Below are 17,319 nucleotides of genomic sequence, written 5' to 3' on the forward strand. Positions count from 1 at the left end.
TCCCGCTGATTAATTTTTCACTTTATAAAGGAGGCATTTCACATGTCAACAATCGAAACAAAACTAGCCCAAATTGGAAATCGAAGCGAAACTACAACAGGAACAGTTAACCCACCCGTTTACTTTTCCACCGCTTATCGCCATGAAGGAATTGGAAAATCAACAGGTTTTGATTATTCACGAACAGGAAATCCAACGCGCGGTCTTTTAGAACGCGCAATTGCTGATTTAGAAGAAGGTCAACAAGGCTATGCCTGTAGCTCTGGAATGGCAGCTGTTCTTCTTATTCTTTCCTTATTCCGCTCTGGAGATGAACTTATCATATCAGAAGATTTATATGGAGGAACCTATCGTTTATTTTCGGAACATGAAGAAAAATGGAATATTCGATGTAGATACGTAGATACACAATCTATAAAACAGATAGAAAAAGCTATCTCTTCTCAAACAAAAGCTATTTTCATAGAAACACCAACCAATCCATTAATGCAAGTAACCGACATTGCAGCTGTCGCAGCCGTTGCAAAACAACATGGGGTCCTTTTGATTGTTGATAATACTTTTTATACACCCTACATACAACAACCATTGACGAAAGGCGCAGACATCGTACTTCACAGTGCGACAAAGTATTTAGGTGGTCATAATGATGTACTAAGTGGCCTTGTTGTTGCAAAAGGTCAGGCACTTTGCGAAGAACTTGCCCACTATCATAACGCCTCTGGTGCTGTATTAAGCCCATTTGATTCGTGGTTATTAATTCGTGGTATGAAAACGTTGGCTCTTCGTATGAAACAACATGAAGAAAACGCAAAGAAAATCGTTTCTTATTTAAACGACGAAGAGGGTGTAACCGATGTTTTTTATCCAGGAAGAGGCGGCATGATTTCGTTTCGTCTTCTTGATGAGAAATGGATAAATTCTTTCTTACAATCTTTATCATTAATTACATTTGCAGAAAGTCTTGGCGGGGTTGAAAGTTTAATGACATATCCAGCAACACAAACACATGCAGATATCCCAGAGGAAGTACGTACAGCACGTGGTGTATGTAATCGTCTCCTCCGTTTCTCCGTCGGCATTGAAAACGGAGATGATTTAATTCAAGACTTGAAACAAGCTATTAAACATGTAAAAGAAGGTGTGAGAATATGAGTTATTCATTAGATACACTCTTACTTCATAACCAATATAAACATGATTCACAAACAGGAGCTGTTAACGTTCCTATTTATAATACATCAACATTTCATCAATTTGATGTAGATACCTTTGGAAAATACGACTACAGTCGCTCTGGGAATCCAACTCGTGATGCACTTGAAGACATCATTGCTTTATTAGAAGGGGGAACAAAAGGATTTGCCTTCGCATCTGGAATTGCAGCGATTTCTACTGCTTTTCTACTTCTCTCACAAGGCGATCATGTTCTCATTTCAGAAGATGTATATGGAGGAACGTATCGTATTGTAACAGAGGTCCTCTCTCGTTACGGTGTTTCACATACATTCGTTGACATGACAAATTTAGAGGCAGTCAAACAAAATATTAAACCGAATACAAAAGTATTTTACATTGAAACACCATCCAATCCTTTATTAAAAGTAACTAACATTCGTGCGGTTTGTGAATTAGCGAAATCTGCTGGGGCTCTTACTTTTGTTGATAACACATTTTTAACACCACTATTTCAAAAACCACTTGAACTCGGAGCGGATATTGTACTCCACAGCGCGACAAAGTTTATTGCTGGGCATAGTGATGTTACAGCTGGGTTAGCGGTTGTTAAAGATGAAGAACTCGCTAAAAAACTGGGCTTCTTGCAAAATGCATTTGGTGCTATATTAGGACCACAAGATTGCTCTCTCGTTCTTCGTGGTTTGAAAACATTACACGTACGTCTTGAACACTCAGCAACAAATGCCAATAAAATTGCTCATTACTTACAAAAGCACTCAAAAATTCAGAATGTGTATTATCCTGGATTAGAATCACACCTAGGCTATGACATACAACAGTCACAAGCACAATCTGCCGGTGCTGTTTTATCTTTCACGCTGCAATCTGAAGATGCTTTGCGACAATTCTTATCCCAAGTCAAACTGCCTGTATTTGCAGTAAGTTTAGGAGCTGTAGAATCCATCCTCTCCTATCCCGCAAAAATGTCACATGCCGCATTATCACAAAAAGCACGTGATGAAAGAGGTATTTCTAATTCATTGCTCCGTTTATCAGTTGGCCTTGAAAATATAGATGATTTAATTGCCGATTTTGACAACGCTCTTTCTTATGTAGAAGAACCTGTGAATGCATAAGAAATTTTTATTCAAACAGTTTTCATTCAACATTGAAATAAAGAAAAGGATAGATCAAGCATATCACAGCCACTTGGTCTATCCTTTTATATTTATTATTATGATACCAATGATTTACAAATTAAGATAATACACCATTCATATATCATCACCACTTATCGTTTTAAGTAAACCTCTAGGGAAATGAAAATTTTTTTTAAAACTATGTTATTCTATACCTTCATTTCATCCAGAATTACATTCTATAAAAACATACAAAATCCTTTTTCTTATTATTTTAAAAATTTTGTATATTCATTTGAAAGAACAAAAAATTCATGATAAAATCGTGTTATAAATGTATCTGTATCTTCAAACATATTGTGATTTTCAACAAAAAACATCGTGTTACAAAACGTACAAATTTAGCAAAGTTATTTACACCCTGGTCTCTTTTCTTACAATTTCTTTACTGTAGAACATTTTTTTTGCAACAACTATTTTCTTTTCTTTAGATTTTTGGTATGTATAGTATGGGTATAACAGCTCGCATGGAGGTGGAAAAAACATGTTAGAAACCTTTCAAAAGGAATTGGAACTATACGAAAATAATGCAGAATTATTGAAAGTTCTTGCTCATCCTGTTCGTTTATGTATTGTAAAAGGATTAATCGAACGCGGTCCGAGCAATGTTTCGACAATGTACACAGGCTTAAATATGCCACAATCCACAATTTCACAGCATTTAGCAAAATTAAAAAGCGCTAAAATTGTTTCTAGTGAAAGAAAAGGATTGGAAATTTACTACAAAGTAGAGAATGAAACAATCATTCAACTTGTTCGTGTATTACTAGGTTAGAGGTAACCAAACAAAAAGGGCGTATTCTATATTTTCTATCTCATATCTTTAATATAAATATATATCATGAGAGAAAATATACAATACTACATATCCTAAAGTCGTATCAAAAAACAAGACGCAGAATTATTCTGTGTCTTGTTTTTTCTATATATGTAAGTACTGCTTTAAATCAAAATGTGACATTCCTTTTTTTTGTATAACAACATCAAAAGCATCACTCATCCCTCCATGTAAAATCATAGAACGAATCGCCCGATTTTGCTTCTGTTTCTCAGAAAAAGGGTCGGAATCTTGATGAATAGCAAGTTGTTCTAATATACCTGCCGCAAGTAAAAACTCCCTTTGTTTCGTATGCCACACTGTATGCAGAGCACTCTCTTCTCCTATTTCTTTCAATTCATCCCAATGAATATGTGCTGTTATATCCATTTCTCCTGGATACTTCAAAGGATTTCGAATGAGCCTATGGTTATAATACCCCCTTATACTCCCTTCATGATGAGCAGGATGCATCCACTCCGCCTTCGTATATCCATAATCAACTGTGATAAATAAGCCTTCCTTGAACCATTTTGCAACTTCTTGCAAATAAGTTTCCATTGCTATTGGTACCTCAAATCGCTGCCTATCAGAAAGTTGAATATGACGCCTTCGAAGGTAACTACTTACTCTTTCTTCTATCGGCCTTAATACTTCTGTAAGTTTTCCTTCATCTGTATACGTTATTCGTACTTCATACAAAATACTATCTCGCTTCTCAACTACTTCAACAGGAAATGCATCAAACAATTCATTTGAAAAAACAACTCCTGTAAAAGACTCACCTAACTCCTCATAGGATTTGTACTGCGAAACATTTGAAAATGAATCAAGTTGATGTTTTTGTACTTTTCTATGGAAAGAACTTACTTCAACGATAGAATACCGTAACTCTATAAAAGTCTCTGGAGAGAGGTGTTTCCATTCTTGTAAAACAGCATAAGCAAATCTTCCTGTTCCTCCACCAATTTCACAAATATTTGGAGGGATTTCTCCATTTTCAACAAGACGGATAAAAAAACGTGCAAATGTCTTTGCAAATACAGAAGAAATATTACTACTTGTAAAAAAGTCACCATTCCTTCCGATTTTCTCACGTTCTTTCATATAATATCCGCAATCTTCATCATATAGTGCAAGGTTCATATATGTACTATATGAAATCGAATAATCCTTTTCTTTTTCCATCCATTTTCTTAAAACGAACTCCATCCCCGTATAGCTCCTTATTGTAAAAATGGATTATTTTCTTTTTCGAAACCGATATTTGTTTCTGGTCCATGTCCACATAATACCGCTGTATCATCTGGCAGTACAAATAATTTTTCTTCAATGCTCCCAATTAATTCTGCAAAACTTCCACCTGGTAAATCTGTTCGACCAATACTCATTTGGAATAGTACATCTCCTGAAAATATAGCATTTGCCTCTTTACAATAATATGAAATACTACCCGGAGAATGCCCTGGCGTCTCAAACATTTCAAATGTAAAAGATCCAATTGTTAAAGTTCCTTCTCCTTTAATGATTTGATCAGCAGGTTTTGCTGTAATGCTTCGATTCATCATAAAAATTTGTGAACCATTGACAGTCGCATCTCCTAACCAATCTGCTTCCTCTTTATGTACATATACCGGGATATGAAAAGCCTCCCTCACTTCATCGACTGCACCAATATGATCAAAATGAGCATGCGTTAATAAAACTGCAAGCGGCTTTAATTGTTCTTCTTGTAAATACGTTACAAGCTTCTCTCCTTCACTACCTGGATCAAAAATAATACACTCTTTTTGATCATTGATTAAAATATAGGCATTTGTTTGTAATGGTCCTAACGGCATTTGTATCCATTTCATTTTTAAATCTCCTCCAGTTGTTAAACTTACTTTTATGATACAACATTTCTTCCCCTCAGGAAAAGAAACGGTGCTATCTCGACAATCATTTCTAAAACATGTACAATAAAAAAGAACAAATATTTCAAAAACTCAAACGAAAGAATGAGAGAGCAGAGGGGGATCATATATGGGTCTTGTTATTATTTTTGCGCTAGTCACTCTGTTAGCTGTATTCGCCACCCTTAGAACGTTACGTGAAAAAAATCTACTTGCAGGCGGCTTCGCTGTTGCAACTGTACTTGTTTTCGGATGGTTTACGTTTATGACTGTCCTTAATAGCGGATATCCACCAGCTCATTAATTCACTTACAGTTCTATTCTCCATCAAGATTTTGCATAAAAAGAGGAAGGGACTCCCCCTTCCTCTTCTCATTATCATATAAACATCAGTAGCCTCATCTTAATTTTCATTCAGCCTCACTGATTCTATTCTTTATTTCATAACTTCATATTTATACTTCTTCACAAGCCAAGCTCCGCCGATTACACCAGCATCATTACCAAGCCTTGCGATCGCTAACTTCGTGCTCTTAGCAGCACGTGAAAATGCATACTGTTTAAAATAGCGCTGAATTGGTTGTAACAATGCATCACCAGCTTTAGATACACCGCCGCCAATTACAATCTTTTCTGGATTTAACGTACTAGAAAGATTCGCTACAGCTAATCCTAAATAAGAAGCTACTTTTTCTACAACTTGTTCCGCTAAAGCATCACCTTTTCCAAGTGCTTCAAATACATCTTTAGATGTAATACGTCCCTCTTCTTCTAACATTGAACGAAGTACACTTGGTTCATCTGTATTTTGTAATTTTTGCATAGCAACACGTACGATACCTGTTGCTGAAGCCACTGTTTCTAAACATCCAGATTTTCCACAGTTACAAGGAAATGCATTTTCTGTTACGACTGTAATATGTCCGATCTCACCAGCAGCACCACTTACACCGTGCACAATTTCACCGTTTGCAATTACACCGCCGCCAACGCCAGTTCCAAGTGTCATACAAACAAGATCTTTCGCTCCCTCACCGGCACCTTTCCACATTTCACCAAGCGCTGCTAAATTTGCATCATTATCAACTACAACAGGTAAGCCTGTTTCTACTTCTAATAAATCTTTTAATGGATAGTTTTTCCAACCTAAATTAACTGCTTCATAAATCATACCAGAAGCGACATGCACTGGCCCAGGCGCACCCATACCAATACCAATTAACTTGCTCTTTAATTCTTCTAATTCTTCTAACTTTTTATCAATTGCTTTCGCTACATCTAATGTAATATGTTTGCCTTGCTCACTTGTATTCGTTGGGATTTCCCACTTATGTAAAATTTCACCGTACACATTAATAAATGCTAATTTAATTGTTGTCCCACCAAGGTCAACACCAACTAACCACTTTTCTTCCATATTTGCTAACCTACCTTTATCTAATTCTTGCTCATTTCTTTTTGAATCTCTTGCTTCAATAAAAATAAAGCTGTTTGATAGTCTTTTGGCTCAATCAGCTGTGATTGATTTAATTCCCGCAACTCATCTTGCATTAATTGTAAATCAGCGATTCGATCACCTGTGTAAATGATTGTTCCAAATTTTTTTAGCAATTGCTGAATATCATAAATTGATATCATTTTATCACCCTCTATGCCCACTTATTATGGAAATATAATAAGAAAACGTTCACATATTTTATTATAATCAACAAGAAAAAGCCTCGTCAATTTTTATTTGTCTATACAAGTTCATTTTGAACAATTGTTTCTTTTTCTGTAATAATTTTTTGTACATTTTGATCAAATGGCTCTGTTGGAATATAACTTACAAGTTGAAAATCAAAAGCTAATGATAGCGTTTTCCCTTCATACTGCAACAAATAGCGATCATAATAACCACCGCCGTATCCAATACGTTCTCCTCGTCTTGTATATGCAACTCCAGGTACAAAAAGAAGATCAATTTCATTTGCTTCTGATTCTACTGTTAGCGCAGGAATGGGTTCACGCAAGTTCATATACACTGTTTCTAATTGATCAAAATTTGTTATTTGACGAAAGATCATTGTTCTTGTCTCTCGATTACACTTTGGAACAACGACTTTTTTTCCTTCTCGCCATGCTTGTTCGATAATTACATATGTATTAACCTCATGTTCCATCGAAAGAGTAATTCCGATTGTTCTCGCTTCTCTCCACTCTTTTTGTTTATATAAAGAAAATACGATTTGTTCTGATAAAGTTTTGTGCTGTTCTTTCGATAAAGAATTCATTTTTTCTACTATTTTCTTACGTAAACGTACCTTCTCCTCTTTCACGCGCTCTTCCCCCTATAAAGTAATCCTTACTCGTTTTTAAATTATCGCAAAATGAATTACGTTCTTGTGAACAGTTTATCATTTTTTTCGTGTATCATCACTTTTCTATAAGAGCTGCAAAAAAAAAGAAACAGTAGGAAATATTCCTACTGCTTACTTTGTTTCACGGTGTAACGTAGACTTCTTGTCACGCTTGCAATACTTTTTAAGCTCAAGGCGCTCCGTGTTGTTACGTTTATTTTTCTTTGAGATATAGTTACGATCTCCGCATTCTGTACATGCTAGAGTAATATTCACACGCATTCTTATTTCCCTCCAGTCACTAATAACTTAAATCAGACTATACTATAATACCACTTTTAAAACAAAAATTCTACACCTTTTGATATTGTCTAATCTTTTCTATAAGAGTTTTCATATTTTCCTTTGCTATTACTGGATTTCTCGCATGTGAATATACAAGAAATTTGGGATGTTTTGCATCAGAAACAATATAAGACCACTCTTTTTCCGTATATTTAAATTGAATTCCCTCTAATACTTCGACCTCCCTTTTTTCCATATCTTGCAATAACATTCCCATTACTTTCCCTTTTTCTTTCCACGAACAAACAACTTCATCACATAATAAGTAAAGGGGTGGCGATTGCTCTAACATCGTCAACAATGTATTTCCTTGACGAGCAATTAGTTCAAATAATTTTCCAATTCGATATAAACTATCTTGCTGCCATCTCATCTGAGATTCACTTTGTTCACCATACATATAAAAAAGAAGATAGCACTCTCCTAATTTTAATGATAATGGATAAACACTTTCTGTTGTCTCAAGTAATAAATCAGGTACGTCGATTTCTTCACAATTCACACTTTGGTAAATCCCACCATGATTGTCGTATAATTCAAAATTATTCCCTTGTTCATAAAACATAAGAGCCATATGAGCCCTACTTGATTTCATTAACAATTTAACATGTTCTTTTTTTTCACTAGCATGAACCCATGTAATTGTACAACCTAGCTTTTGCAAGAAGGATATAAGTAGGGACTGAAACATTTCATCTCTTTTATTAATAAGAAGGTGAAATGTTTGCTTCTGTATCGTTTCGATATCTAAAGACGCTAAAACAGATTCAACATATTTTTCTAAACAAATATGTACCGTTTCATTTCGTCCTATTTCTTTATCATACACGTAATGAAATGCTTCTGACGTATACAAGTGTTCCAATTCTTTTTGTTGTTTATACGATAGCCGTATACCTTCTTTACCATAGAGTTGAATGACAATTCCTTCTTCTTGTTCAAAGTGAATAAAAACGCCCCCGGTACACCCGAACTCATGAATTGCATATCGAAAAGCCGAATCGTTCATCTCTTGACATTCCATCGTATACAAGCCAACCCCATGAATTGCATGTAGAAATAACTTTTTAAAAATATCAATTTCTACATCCCTATATCCTCCAACTAATATGCGCTCCCCTTTCGAAAAAAGAGAACCATATGCCATTGCTACTTTTACAACAAATTGAGGTGTCATTTCTATATTCCCTCTGCCGACCACCCTACTTTTTTGTAACCAACCTGATGTTTTTTCATTTTCAGTGATTCCTGACGAAGCAATAATCGAGTGACTATCAATAACTTTACCCGGCCATAGTTTTCCATTTTGTTGTATCACTGTATTTTTTCCAATCTGACAATGATCTGCTACCACACTTTTCTCAAATAAAGTAACATCATCTTTGATCATTGTGTTTTCTCCAACGGTAGCCTCTAATAGCTCACAACGTTTTCCTACATGTGTATGAGCAAGAATAATACTTTTTTGAAGATTCGCGCGGTCCGATATAGTGCATTGCTTACCGATAATTGAATAAGGATCAATGATCACCCCTGCCCCAATAGTTGCCCCTTCTCCGATAAAAGACGGTCCTTGTATTTTTGTTCCCTTTTCAATCGTTACTCCTTCTCCCATCCAAACCATCGGTAGTACTTCCGTATAAGAAATCGGTACCCGTACTTTCTTTGTAAGTAAGTCAAACTGAGCCTGCCGATATTGATCTAACGTACCAATATCTAACCAATAACCTTCCGCTTCATATCCAAAAAGCACTTTTTTATTTTCTAACTGTGGAAATACATGCTGACTAAAGTCAAAAAATTGTGCTGATGAAATATAAGAAAAAATTCCGGGGTCCATAATATAAATTCCTGTATTTACAATATTGGAAATCACTTCATTCCAACTTGGCTTTTCCATGTAACGCATAATTTCATGCTCTCTATTCATAACAACTGAACCAAATGACAGTGGGTTTTCCACTTCCTTCACGAACATCGTAACTAGTCTACCCCTACACTTATGAAATTCAATTCCTTTCGACAAGTTAAAATCTGTCAATGCATCTCCACTAATTACAACAAATGGCTCATCTAAAAACGATTCTGCTTGCTTAATACTCCCTGCTGTACCAAGTGGTGGTGAATCTTCGAAGTAGTGTAACTTTACTCCCCATTTACTCCCATCACCAAAATATCTCTTAATAGCTGCACCCATATATTGAACTGTAATTGCAATCTCATGAATACCATGCCGCCTTAGTAACTCAATATTATATTCCATAACTGGTTTTTCAAGTAATGGTAACATCGGCTTTGGAAGATTGCATGTTAACGGCCTAAGACGCTTTCCTTTCCCTCCAGCTAAAATAACCCCCTTCATATACATTCATCCTCCACTTTTATAATGTTGAACGATCTTGTATACCATATGTATGTCACTTATGTAGAAATTAACCTTTTCACTTCATTATAATTAATAGTAAGCGCTTACTTATTAATTTAATAAGAGAAAATCATAAAGCGAAACTTCAATCAATTCTCCTCCTTCACTAATTATTCATCTTCACAAATCGGGCTTTACTAAGTAGTAAGAATTTTACTCTCCTATAACAGCCAAATAAACAAATACCACCTATATTGTTTTATTTTTCCATATCGCATTATGATACATCTTATCATCATAAATAAAACAAGACAACGAGCCTTTTTTGTCATGTTTTGACTAAAAAAGCAAGCGATATCTCATCACTTGCTGATATTTTCTTCCTATTCATTTAACAAATAATGTTTCCCTTTCACCAAATAAAAAACATTCTCGGCAATATTTGTAATGTGATCTGCTACACGCTCAATGTAACGTGCAATAAAAGATAATTGTGTAATTTGCGTAATCGCCTCAGGATGTTCAGGGATAGAGGAAATAAATTCTCGAATCGCTCTCCCGTATATTTCATCAACAGAATCGTCCAATTCCGCAATTTGTTTTGCAAAGGTTAAATTTTCTTCTTGATATGCTTCTAACGATAAATTTAACATATCCGTAGCAATCGTAAACATCTGTTCTAGATTGTGCAAACTGACAGATACATCTTTTTCTCCGAGCCGAATTGTTGATTTAGCAATATTTACGGCATGATCTGCAATACGCTCTAAATCCGTCGCTGTTTTAATCGAAACAAAAATTCTTCGCAAATCGCTTGCAACAGGTTGCTGCTTTGTAATTAACATAAGTGCTAGGTCATTAATTTCTTCTTCTAAATTATCCATGCGATAATCACCATCAATGACTTCCAACGCCGTTTCTACATCTCTCTTCTGAAGCCCTTCCATAGAACGAGAAAGAGCTTCTCCTGCCAATTCTCCAAGTTCAATTACCTTTTGCTGCAATGTTTGTAGATCATAATGAAATTGCTCCCTTACCATGTTTCTTCCCCCTTTATTTATTACATACATAAAAAATGATAAATGCCCCTTTTAAGAGGGGCATTTACTCTTATATAAGCTGCTCTGATCATATTAACCAAATCGTCCTGTAATATAATCTTCTGTTCGTTTATCTGTAGGTGTCGTAAATAATTTGTTTGTATCTGTATATTCAACAACCTCACCACTTAAGAAGAAAGCTGTCTTATCAGAGATACGTGCTGCTTGTTGCATATTATGCGTTACAATGACAATACTAAAATCTTTCTTTAACTCTTGAATTAATTCTTCAACTTTTAGTGTAGAAATCGGATCCAATGCTGATGTCGGTTCATCCATTAAAATTACATCCGGTTCAATTGCTAAACAACGTGCGATACATAAACGCTGTTGTTGTCCACCAGATAAACCGTATGCGTTATCATGTAATCGATCTTTTAATTCATCCCAAATCGCGGCACCACGTAAACTTTTTTCAACAATTTCATCAAGTGTTTTCTTATCACGAATACCATGAATCTTTGGACCATAAGCAATATTTTCATAGATAGATTTCGGAAATGGGTTCGGCTTTTGGAATACCATTCCAACATGCGTACGTAGTTCTTCAACGGGATATGACTTATCAAAAATATTTCGATCTCGATATTCAATGACTCCCGTCGTGCGAACGATAGGTACGAGTTCTACCATGCGATTTAATGTTTTTAAATATGTTGATTTTCCACAACCACTCGGCCCAATAATTGCCGTTACTTCATTCTCATGAATACTTAAATTAACATCTTTTAACGCATGATCCTCTCCATACCATAAGTTTAAGTTTTTTGTATCGAATACAATCTTCTTCGCCGCTGATTCAACTTTCGTTTCATTTTTCACCTGTACGTTTACTACTGTTGCTACCATTTTGAATTCCCCTTTCATCCACTACTTACGATTTCGTAACCATAAGACAACCGCATTCATAATAAGCAACAATCCTAATAAAACAATCATACCGGCTGCTGCTACATGCTGAAATTCCTCTTGCGGTCTACTCATCCAATTAAAAATTTGAATCGGTAAAACTGTAAATCTATCAAACATGTTAAGTGGGATATAATTAGCGAAAGCAAGCGCTCCAATGACTAATAGTGGTGCTGCTTCTCCAATTGCTCTCGATAAGGCCAAAACACATCCCGTTAAAATTCCTGGCAAGGCAGTTGGCAATACAATCTTATACATTGTTTGCCATTTTGTAGCACCAATGCCATACGAAGCTTCTAACAGAGAACGCGGCACCATACGAATCGCTTCTTGACTCGATACAACGACAGTTGGTAATACAAGAAGACTCATCGTAAACGCTGCGGTTATTATACTCTCCCCTAACTGAAGACCGTATACAAAAATTGTTAAACCAAGCAATCCAAACACAACCGATGGCACACCTGCTAATGTTTGAATATTTAATTCTACAATTCTTGTGAATACAGATTGCCTTGCATAATGTTCTAAATAAAGAGCTGTACCTACTCCAAATACAAAGGAAACCGGCACTACTATACTCATAAATAAAATTGTTCCTGACAATGCAGCGGCAATACCAGCTTGCTTTGGATTACGTGAAGCAAAGTTCATAAGAAAATCTATCGAAAGGTAACTTACACCTTTTTCAAAGATTTGATACAGTAATAAAATTAGTATGCAAATAGAGAATAGCATTGTCATATAAGAAATTGACTTATATATTTGATCCTTCCAAAAACGTATTACCATATTTTCTTTTATTTTCTCATGATTCAGCATTCGCATCTTATATCGCCTTTCTAAAACGGCGCATAACCTGCTGCGAAATTATATTCATCATGAATGTAAACATGAGTAACGTCGCTCCTACAGCGTACATGCTGTAGTACGTGGTCGTTCCATGGGGAGCATCACCTAAGCTTACTTGCACAATATAAGCCGTTAACGTTTGAATCGAATGCGTCGGATCTATCGATACATTTGGAGTTGAACCTCCAGCAACGACAACAATCATCGTTTCACCAATCGCACGTGAAGCCGCTAATAGGATTGCAGCCATAATACCGGTAAACGCCGCTGGAAACACAACCTTTCGCACAGTTTCAAAACGCGTTGCCCCTAGCCCAAGCGAAGCCTCTTTTATTCCTGTAGATACAGCCCTCATCGCATCTTCAGAAAGCGAAGCGATTGTCGGGACCATCATAATCCCTATAACTATGCCTGGACTAATTGCATTAAAGAACTGTAAATCTGGAATGACACGCTGTAAGGCCGGTGTGACGATTGTTAAAGCAAAAAATCCATATACTATTGTAGGAACACCTGCTAATAGCTCTAAAATAGGCTTTAGTATTTTTCTAACAAAGGGTGAAGCATATTCATTTAAAAATACGGCACATCCTAATCCAATTGGAATAGCTACTATCATCGCAATTGTTGTTACAAGTACGGTCCCACATATAAGGGGAAGTATCCCAAACTTAGGTTCTTCAAAAAATGGTAACCATTCTTTTTCAGTGAAAAAAGAATACATTGGTATTTCACGAAAAAACATAATCGTTTCATTCGCTAGTGTAACGATAATGCCGATCGTTGTTATAATAGATACACTAGCAATTGCCTTTAATAGTAATGGAACTATTTGATTGATTCGCTGCGTTTTCTTTCTTTTGATTGTATTTCTTTCAATCAAATGTTGCACAGAAAATGTAATTTGACTTTTGTCATTTCGAGCCAAAGATGAAAACCCCTTTCCACCCTGACATTATCTTTTTATTTCTGTTAACATTCGCAGCTGTTCACTATATTTCTTTTGCGGTAACTTAACATATCCGACTTCTTCAGCAAGACTACCCGCATGTTGCATCATAAATGTCATATACTCTGCCACACTACTTTTATTTCGAATCGAAGCATGATTTACATAAGCAAACAGTGACCTAGACAATGGTTTATAAACACCAGATTGAATGGTTTCTTTCGTTGGTAGTACACCGTTTACCTTTATAGCTTTTACCTTATCTCGATTTGCCATATAATACGCGTATCCCACAAATGCAATTGCATTTTTATCATTCATTACCCCTTGCATAATGACTTGATCGTCTTCAGATAAAGAAGTTGTTTTTGCAAGGCGGTTGTCTTGCAGGACAACACTTTGAAAATAATCATAAGTACCCGAATCAACACCCGGTGCATAAAATTGTACCTCTTCATGCGGCCATTTCGGATGAATATGTGACCATCGTTTCGTTTTCCCATTTTCACTCCATAATAGACGTAATTCTTCTATTGTCATATTATCTACCCATGTATTTTGACGATTCACAATGATTGTGAGGCCATCATAAGCAATTTCAAATGGTGTAAACTGGATGGAGTTTTTTCTCATAAAATCTTCTTCTACTTGTTTCATCTTACGTGAAGCATTATTTATATCCACTTCACCTTTTCCAAAACGATGGAATCCTCCTCCTGTCCCAGATATACTAATAGAAATTTTTACACGTGGTTCTTTTTTTGTGTATTCTTCCGCTATCGCTTCCATAATAGGAAAGACGGTTGAGGATCCATCAACTCTCACTTCCCTCACATCATTAGCAGCGGATGAAGTAGACACATCAGAAAACATAAAACATGTCGATATTGATAAAATCTTGATACATTTTCTTGTCCACTTCACGTGTAGTCCTCCTAGAAGTATCCCGAAGTAACAGGATTACAGATATAAGAATACTGCCTAACTATTAATTCGGTTTTAATAATTTGTAAAAGTTTTGTAAAGTTCAACTTAATGTGAAGGATACGATGCTCCTTTCTCTTATTTACTTCTTTTCTCAAAAGTAAATATATGACCGGTCATACTATGAGAAAGTTCATTTTTCAGCACCGAATTTTGTATATATGATATGCTCGTCCACAATTACTAAACTCTATGCACAAAATACAAAAAAAAGCACACTATCTTTTGAGATAGTGTGCCAAATTCACATATTTTTATTCTTCTTCTTTATTCTTCGGTGCTTCCCCTGTAACTTCTTGTTTTTTCAATTCAAAGTAAGCATCCATAATTTCACGACCAATGTATCCATTAATACCAGTTTTATCATCATGTACCCATGGAACAACAACAGAGAACGCCACTTCTGGATTATCCAGCGGTGCATAACCTACTAACGTTAAGTTATAAATGATTTTGCGCTGACCATTTGCATCTCTTCCAATTGCTTTATCACCGCCGTAAGGTATCTGAGCTGTTCCAGTTTTTCCAGCAGCTTTATATGGTGCACCAGTAAAGTATCTTGTCCCAGTGCCCCCCTGTTCATTGAACACTTGTCTAAATCCTTCTTGCACACGCTTAATTTGTTCTTCAGGCATATCAACACGATTTAATACTTTCGGTTCCATCGATTCAATTACTTTTCCAACTTCATCTGGTTTCGAGGTTGGTTGACGAATTTCTTTTACAACTTGTGGTTGCATACGATAACCACCGTTTGCAATTGTAGATACATATTGTGCAAGCTGAAGTGGTGTATAGTTATCATACTGTCCAATTGCTAAGTCTAATAAGAAACCAGGCGTATATTCTGGACCTTTAAGTCCTGCTGTTTCATTCGGTAAGTCAATACCTGTTTTTACTCCAAGACCAAACTGACTGAAATAATAACGCATATCCTCAAATGCTTTTTTCTTAATATCTAATGTACCACCTCTAACATATGGTACTCCAGCAATATTCATGGCTGTTTTAAACATGTATACGTTAGATGACATTTTCAAAGCGGTAAGGTCATCAATAGAGCCCATCGTTTTCCAAGAAGATTTTATTGGTGTACCTTTTAATTTAATTGGTTCATCTAGTAATACTGTTCCAGGTTGAATTGCTCCTGTTTGATATCCGGTAAGCACTGTTGCACCTTTTACAGTTGAACCCATCGGATAGGAACTTGTCATTGTTCCTAATGCATAGTCTTTCACTTCTTTTTTTCCATCTTCTTCTACGAGCTGTTTTCCAGCCATAGATAACACTTCGCCATTTTTCGGGTTCATCATCACAACAAATGCACGATCTAAGAGAGGTTCTGCACCTTGATATTTCATTAAGTTCTTTTCAAGAATTTCTTCTACACGTTTTTGCAATTCCATATCAATTGTTAAATTTAGGTCATTTCCTCGTTGCCCTTTAGATACATTTATCGTTTCTAAAATATTTCCGTCTTTATCTGTAATATTTCGCACTTCTGCTTTTGTACCGTGAAGCGTATCCTCATATTGCTGTTCAATATAACTTTTACCGACGCGGTCATTACGGTTATAGTCCCTAACAAGGAAATAATCTAGTCTTTCCCTTGGCAATCCTTCATCTGAGCTTGTTACACCACCAAGTACACTGCGGAACATGTCATCATAAGTGTATTTACGGTCCCAATCAACTGTCGTATCTATACCTGGTAACAACGCTAAATTTTCACTGATAATTGCATATTCTTGTGGTGTTACATCTTTTTTTATAATTTGCGGCGTCATTGCATATCCGCCGTCCATTTTACTCTTAATCGCAAGTATTTCTAAATCTTCCGCTGTTAACTGATTTATTTCTTCCTCTGTCACGCGATTACGCTGACGCTCTGCCATTTCTTTATCATCAATTTTCTTTGCTTTAAATTCCGCTTGGTCTTTCTTTGTAATCTTTTCTTTTGCTTCTTTTTCGTGTAAAGAAAGCCAATAATCTTTTTTATCACGTTCTGTTAATTTATCCGGCGATACTTCTATTAGCTTAGCAAGTTTTTTCGCTGTCTCTAAACGTTCTTCCGAAGTGGATCCTTTCATTCTTGTAAACGTAATTGTACGAACTGGATTATTGTCCACAACCGGTCGACCATATCTGTCAAAGATTTTCCCGCGTGGAACCGGATTACTTACTGTTGAATTTTCTTTTTTTTCAACCTCATTTTTATAATCTTCACCATGTACAATTTGTACCATTCCAAGCTTTACAATAATCGCTGAAAACATTAAAAACACACAAAAAAACAACACGTTAAGCCGGAACGGAACGTGGGTCTTCTTTTTTTTCTTCTTTTTACTCATACGAACCCCCTCTACCAACAGCTATGTAATAGGAA

The 17,319-nt window shown here is 35.9% G+C and carries 17 protein-coding genes; 4 read left to right on the plus strand and 13 right to left on the minus strand.

The genetic code is table 11. The features are described 5' to 3' along the window. Positions 1–42: 42 nt before the first annotated feature. From BLV40_RS03695 to BLV40_RS03710, 3 genes are all read left to right on the plus strand, one after another. Positions 43–1,155, plus strand: coding sequence for a methionine biosynthesis PLP-dependent protein (locus BLV40_RS03695; RefSeq protein ID WP_026589930.1), 1,113 nt, complete (start codon positions 43–45; stop codon positions 1,153–1,155). After that, entirely contained in the window at positions 1,152–2,315 is a 1,164-nt protein-coding gene (gene metC / locus BLV40_RS03700) for a cystathionine beta-lyase (RefSeq protein WP_026589929.1), read from the plus strand. Before BLV40_RS03695 ends, metC begins: the two co-directional genes overlap by 4 nt. Positions 2,316–2,862: 547 nt before the next feature. Further along, positions 2,863–3,153 (plus strand): ArsR/SmtB family transcription factor, encoded by a 291-nt coding sequence (locus BLV40_RS03710; RefSeq protein ID WP_000894376.1) that lies wholly within the window; start codon positions 2,863–2,865, stop codon positions 3,151–3,153. 147 nt (positions 3,154–3,300) lie between these two features. On the opposite strand, the gene BLV40_RS03715 is transcribed toward BLV40_RS03710, so the two are convergent. Both BLV40_RS03715 and BLV40_RS03720 read right to left on the minus strand, forming a co-directional pair. Then, positions 3,301–4,407: a class I SAM-dependent methyltransferase gene (locus BLV40_RS03715; protein ID WP_090687501.1), complete on the minus strand. Its 1,107-nt coding sequence runs from the start codon at positions 4,405–4,407 to the stop codon at positions 3,301–3,303. A gap of 14 nt (positions 4,408–4,421) precedes the next feature. After that, entirely contained in the window at positions 4,422–5,051 is a 630-nt protein-coding gene (locus BLV40_RS03720; protein ID WP_026589927.1) for an MBL fold metallo-hydrolase, read from the minus strand. A gap of 169 nt (positions 5,052–5,220) precedes the next feature. Here BLV40_RS03720 and BLV40_RS03725 point away from each other — a divergent pair, with 169 nt between their 5' ends. Beyond that, a complete protein-coding gene (locus BLV40_RS03725) occupies positions 5,221–5,394 on the plus strand; it encodes a DUF2759 domain-containing protein (protein WP_026589926.1) in 174 nt (57 codons plus the stop codon). 132 nt (positions 5,395–5,526) lie between these two features. Here BLV40_RS03725 and BLV40_RS03730 read toward each other — a convergent pair whose 3' ends face one another. From BLV40_RS03730 to BLV40_RS03780, 11 genes are all read right to left on the minus strand, one after another. Continuing rightward, entirely contained in the window at positions 5,527–6,507 is a 981-nt protein-coding gene (locus tag BLV40_RS03730; protein ID WP_026589925.1) for an ROK family glucokinase, read from the minus strand. Between the two features lie 20 nt (positions 6,508–6,527). After that, positions 6,528–6,728 carry a YqgQ family protein gene (locus BLV40_RS03735; RefSeq protein WP_016116335.1) on the minus strand — a complete coding sequence of 67 codons (201 nt, stop codon included), beginning with the start codon at positions 6,726–6,728 and terminating at the stop codon, positions 6,528–6,530. Between the two features lie 101 nt (positions 6,729–6,829). Continuing rightward, positions 6,830–7,408: a 5-formyltetrahydrofolate cyclo-ligase gene (locus tag BLV40_RS03740; protein WP_090687503.1), complete on the minus strand. Its 579-nt coding sequence runs from the start codon at positions 7,406–7,408 to the stop codon at positions 6,830–6,832. Between the two features lie 153 nt (positions 7,409–7,561). Further along, positions 7,562–7,711, minus strand: a complete 150-nt coding sequence (gene rpmG, locus BLV40_RS03745) for a 50S ribosomal protein L33 (RefSeq protein ID WP_001265618.1) — start codon at positions 7,709–7,711, stop codon at positions 7,562–7,564. A gap of 70 nt (positions 7,712–7,781) precedes the next feature. After that, positions 7,782–10,136: a sugar phosphate nucleotidyltransferase gene (locus BLV40_RS03750; RefSeq protein ID WP_090687505.1), complete on the minus strand. Its 2,355-nt coding sequence runs from the start codon at positions 10,134–10,136 to the stop codon at positions 7,782–7,784. A gap of 386 nt (positions 10,137–10,522) precedes the next feature. After that, positions 10,523–11,179 (minus strand): phosphate signaling complex protein PhoU, encoded by a 657-nt coding sequence (gene phoU, locus BLV40_RS03755; RefSeq protein WP_026589922.1) that lies wholly within the window; start codon positions 11,177–11,179, stop codon positions 10,523–10,525. A gap of 93 nt (positions 11,180–11,272) precedes the next feature. Then, positions 11,273–12,088 carry a phosphate ABC transporter ATP-binding protein gene (pstB, locus tag BLV40_RS03760; RefSeq protein WP_026589921.1) on the minus strand — a complete coding sequence of 272 codons (816 nt, stop codon included), beginning with the start codon at positions 12,086–12,088 and terminating at the stop codon, positions 11,273–11,275. Positions 12,089–12,109: 21 nt separating this feature from the next. Then, a complete protein-coding gene (gene pstA, locus BLV40_RS03765; protein ID WP_026589920.1) occupies positions 12,110–12,976 on the minus strand; it encodes a phosphate ABC transporter permease PstA in 867 nt (288 codons plus the stop codon). Between the two features lies 1 nt (position 12,977). Next, on the minus strand, positions 12,978–13,928 hold the full coding sequence (pstC, locus tag BLV40_RS03770) for a phosphate ABC transporter permease subunit PstC (protein WP_090687507.1): 951 nt from the start codon (positions 13,926–13,928) through the stop codon (positions 12,978–12,980). A gap of 27 nt (positions 13,929–13,955) precedes the next feature. After that, complete coding sequence (locus tag BLV40_RS03775; RefSeq protein WP_139265460.1) at positions 13,956–14,873, minus strand: PstS family phosphate ABC transporter substrate-binding protein; 918 nt, start codon at positions 14,871–14,873, stop codon at positions 13,956–13,958. A 314-nt stretch (positions 14,874–15,187) separates the two neighbouring features. Continuing rightward, positions 15,188–17,284 (minus strand): peptidoglycan D,D-transpeptidase FtsI family protein, encoded by a 2,097-nt coding sequence (locus BLV40_RS03780; protein ID WP_026589917.1) that lies wholly within the window; start codon positions 17,282–17,284, stop codon positions 15,188–15,190. Positions 17,285–17,319: the final 35 nt, after the last annotated feature.

Source organism: Bacillus sp. 166amftsu, from assembly GCF_900107445.1.
Taxonomy (GTDB): Bacteria; Bacillota; Bacilli; order Bacillales; family Bacillaceae_G; genus Bacillus_A; species Bacillus_A arachidis.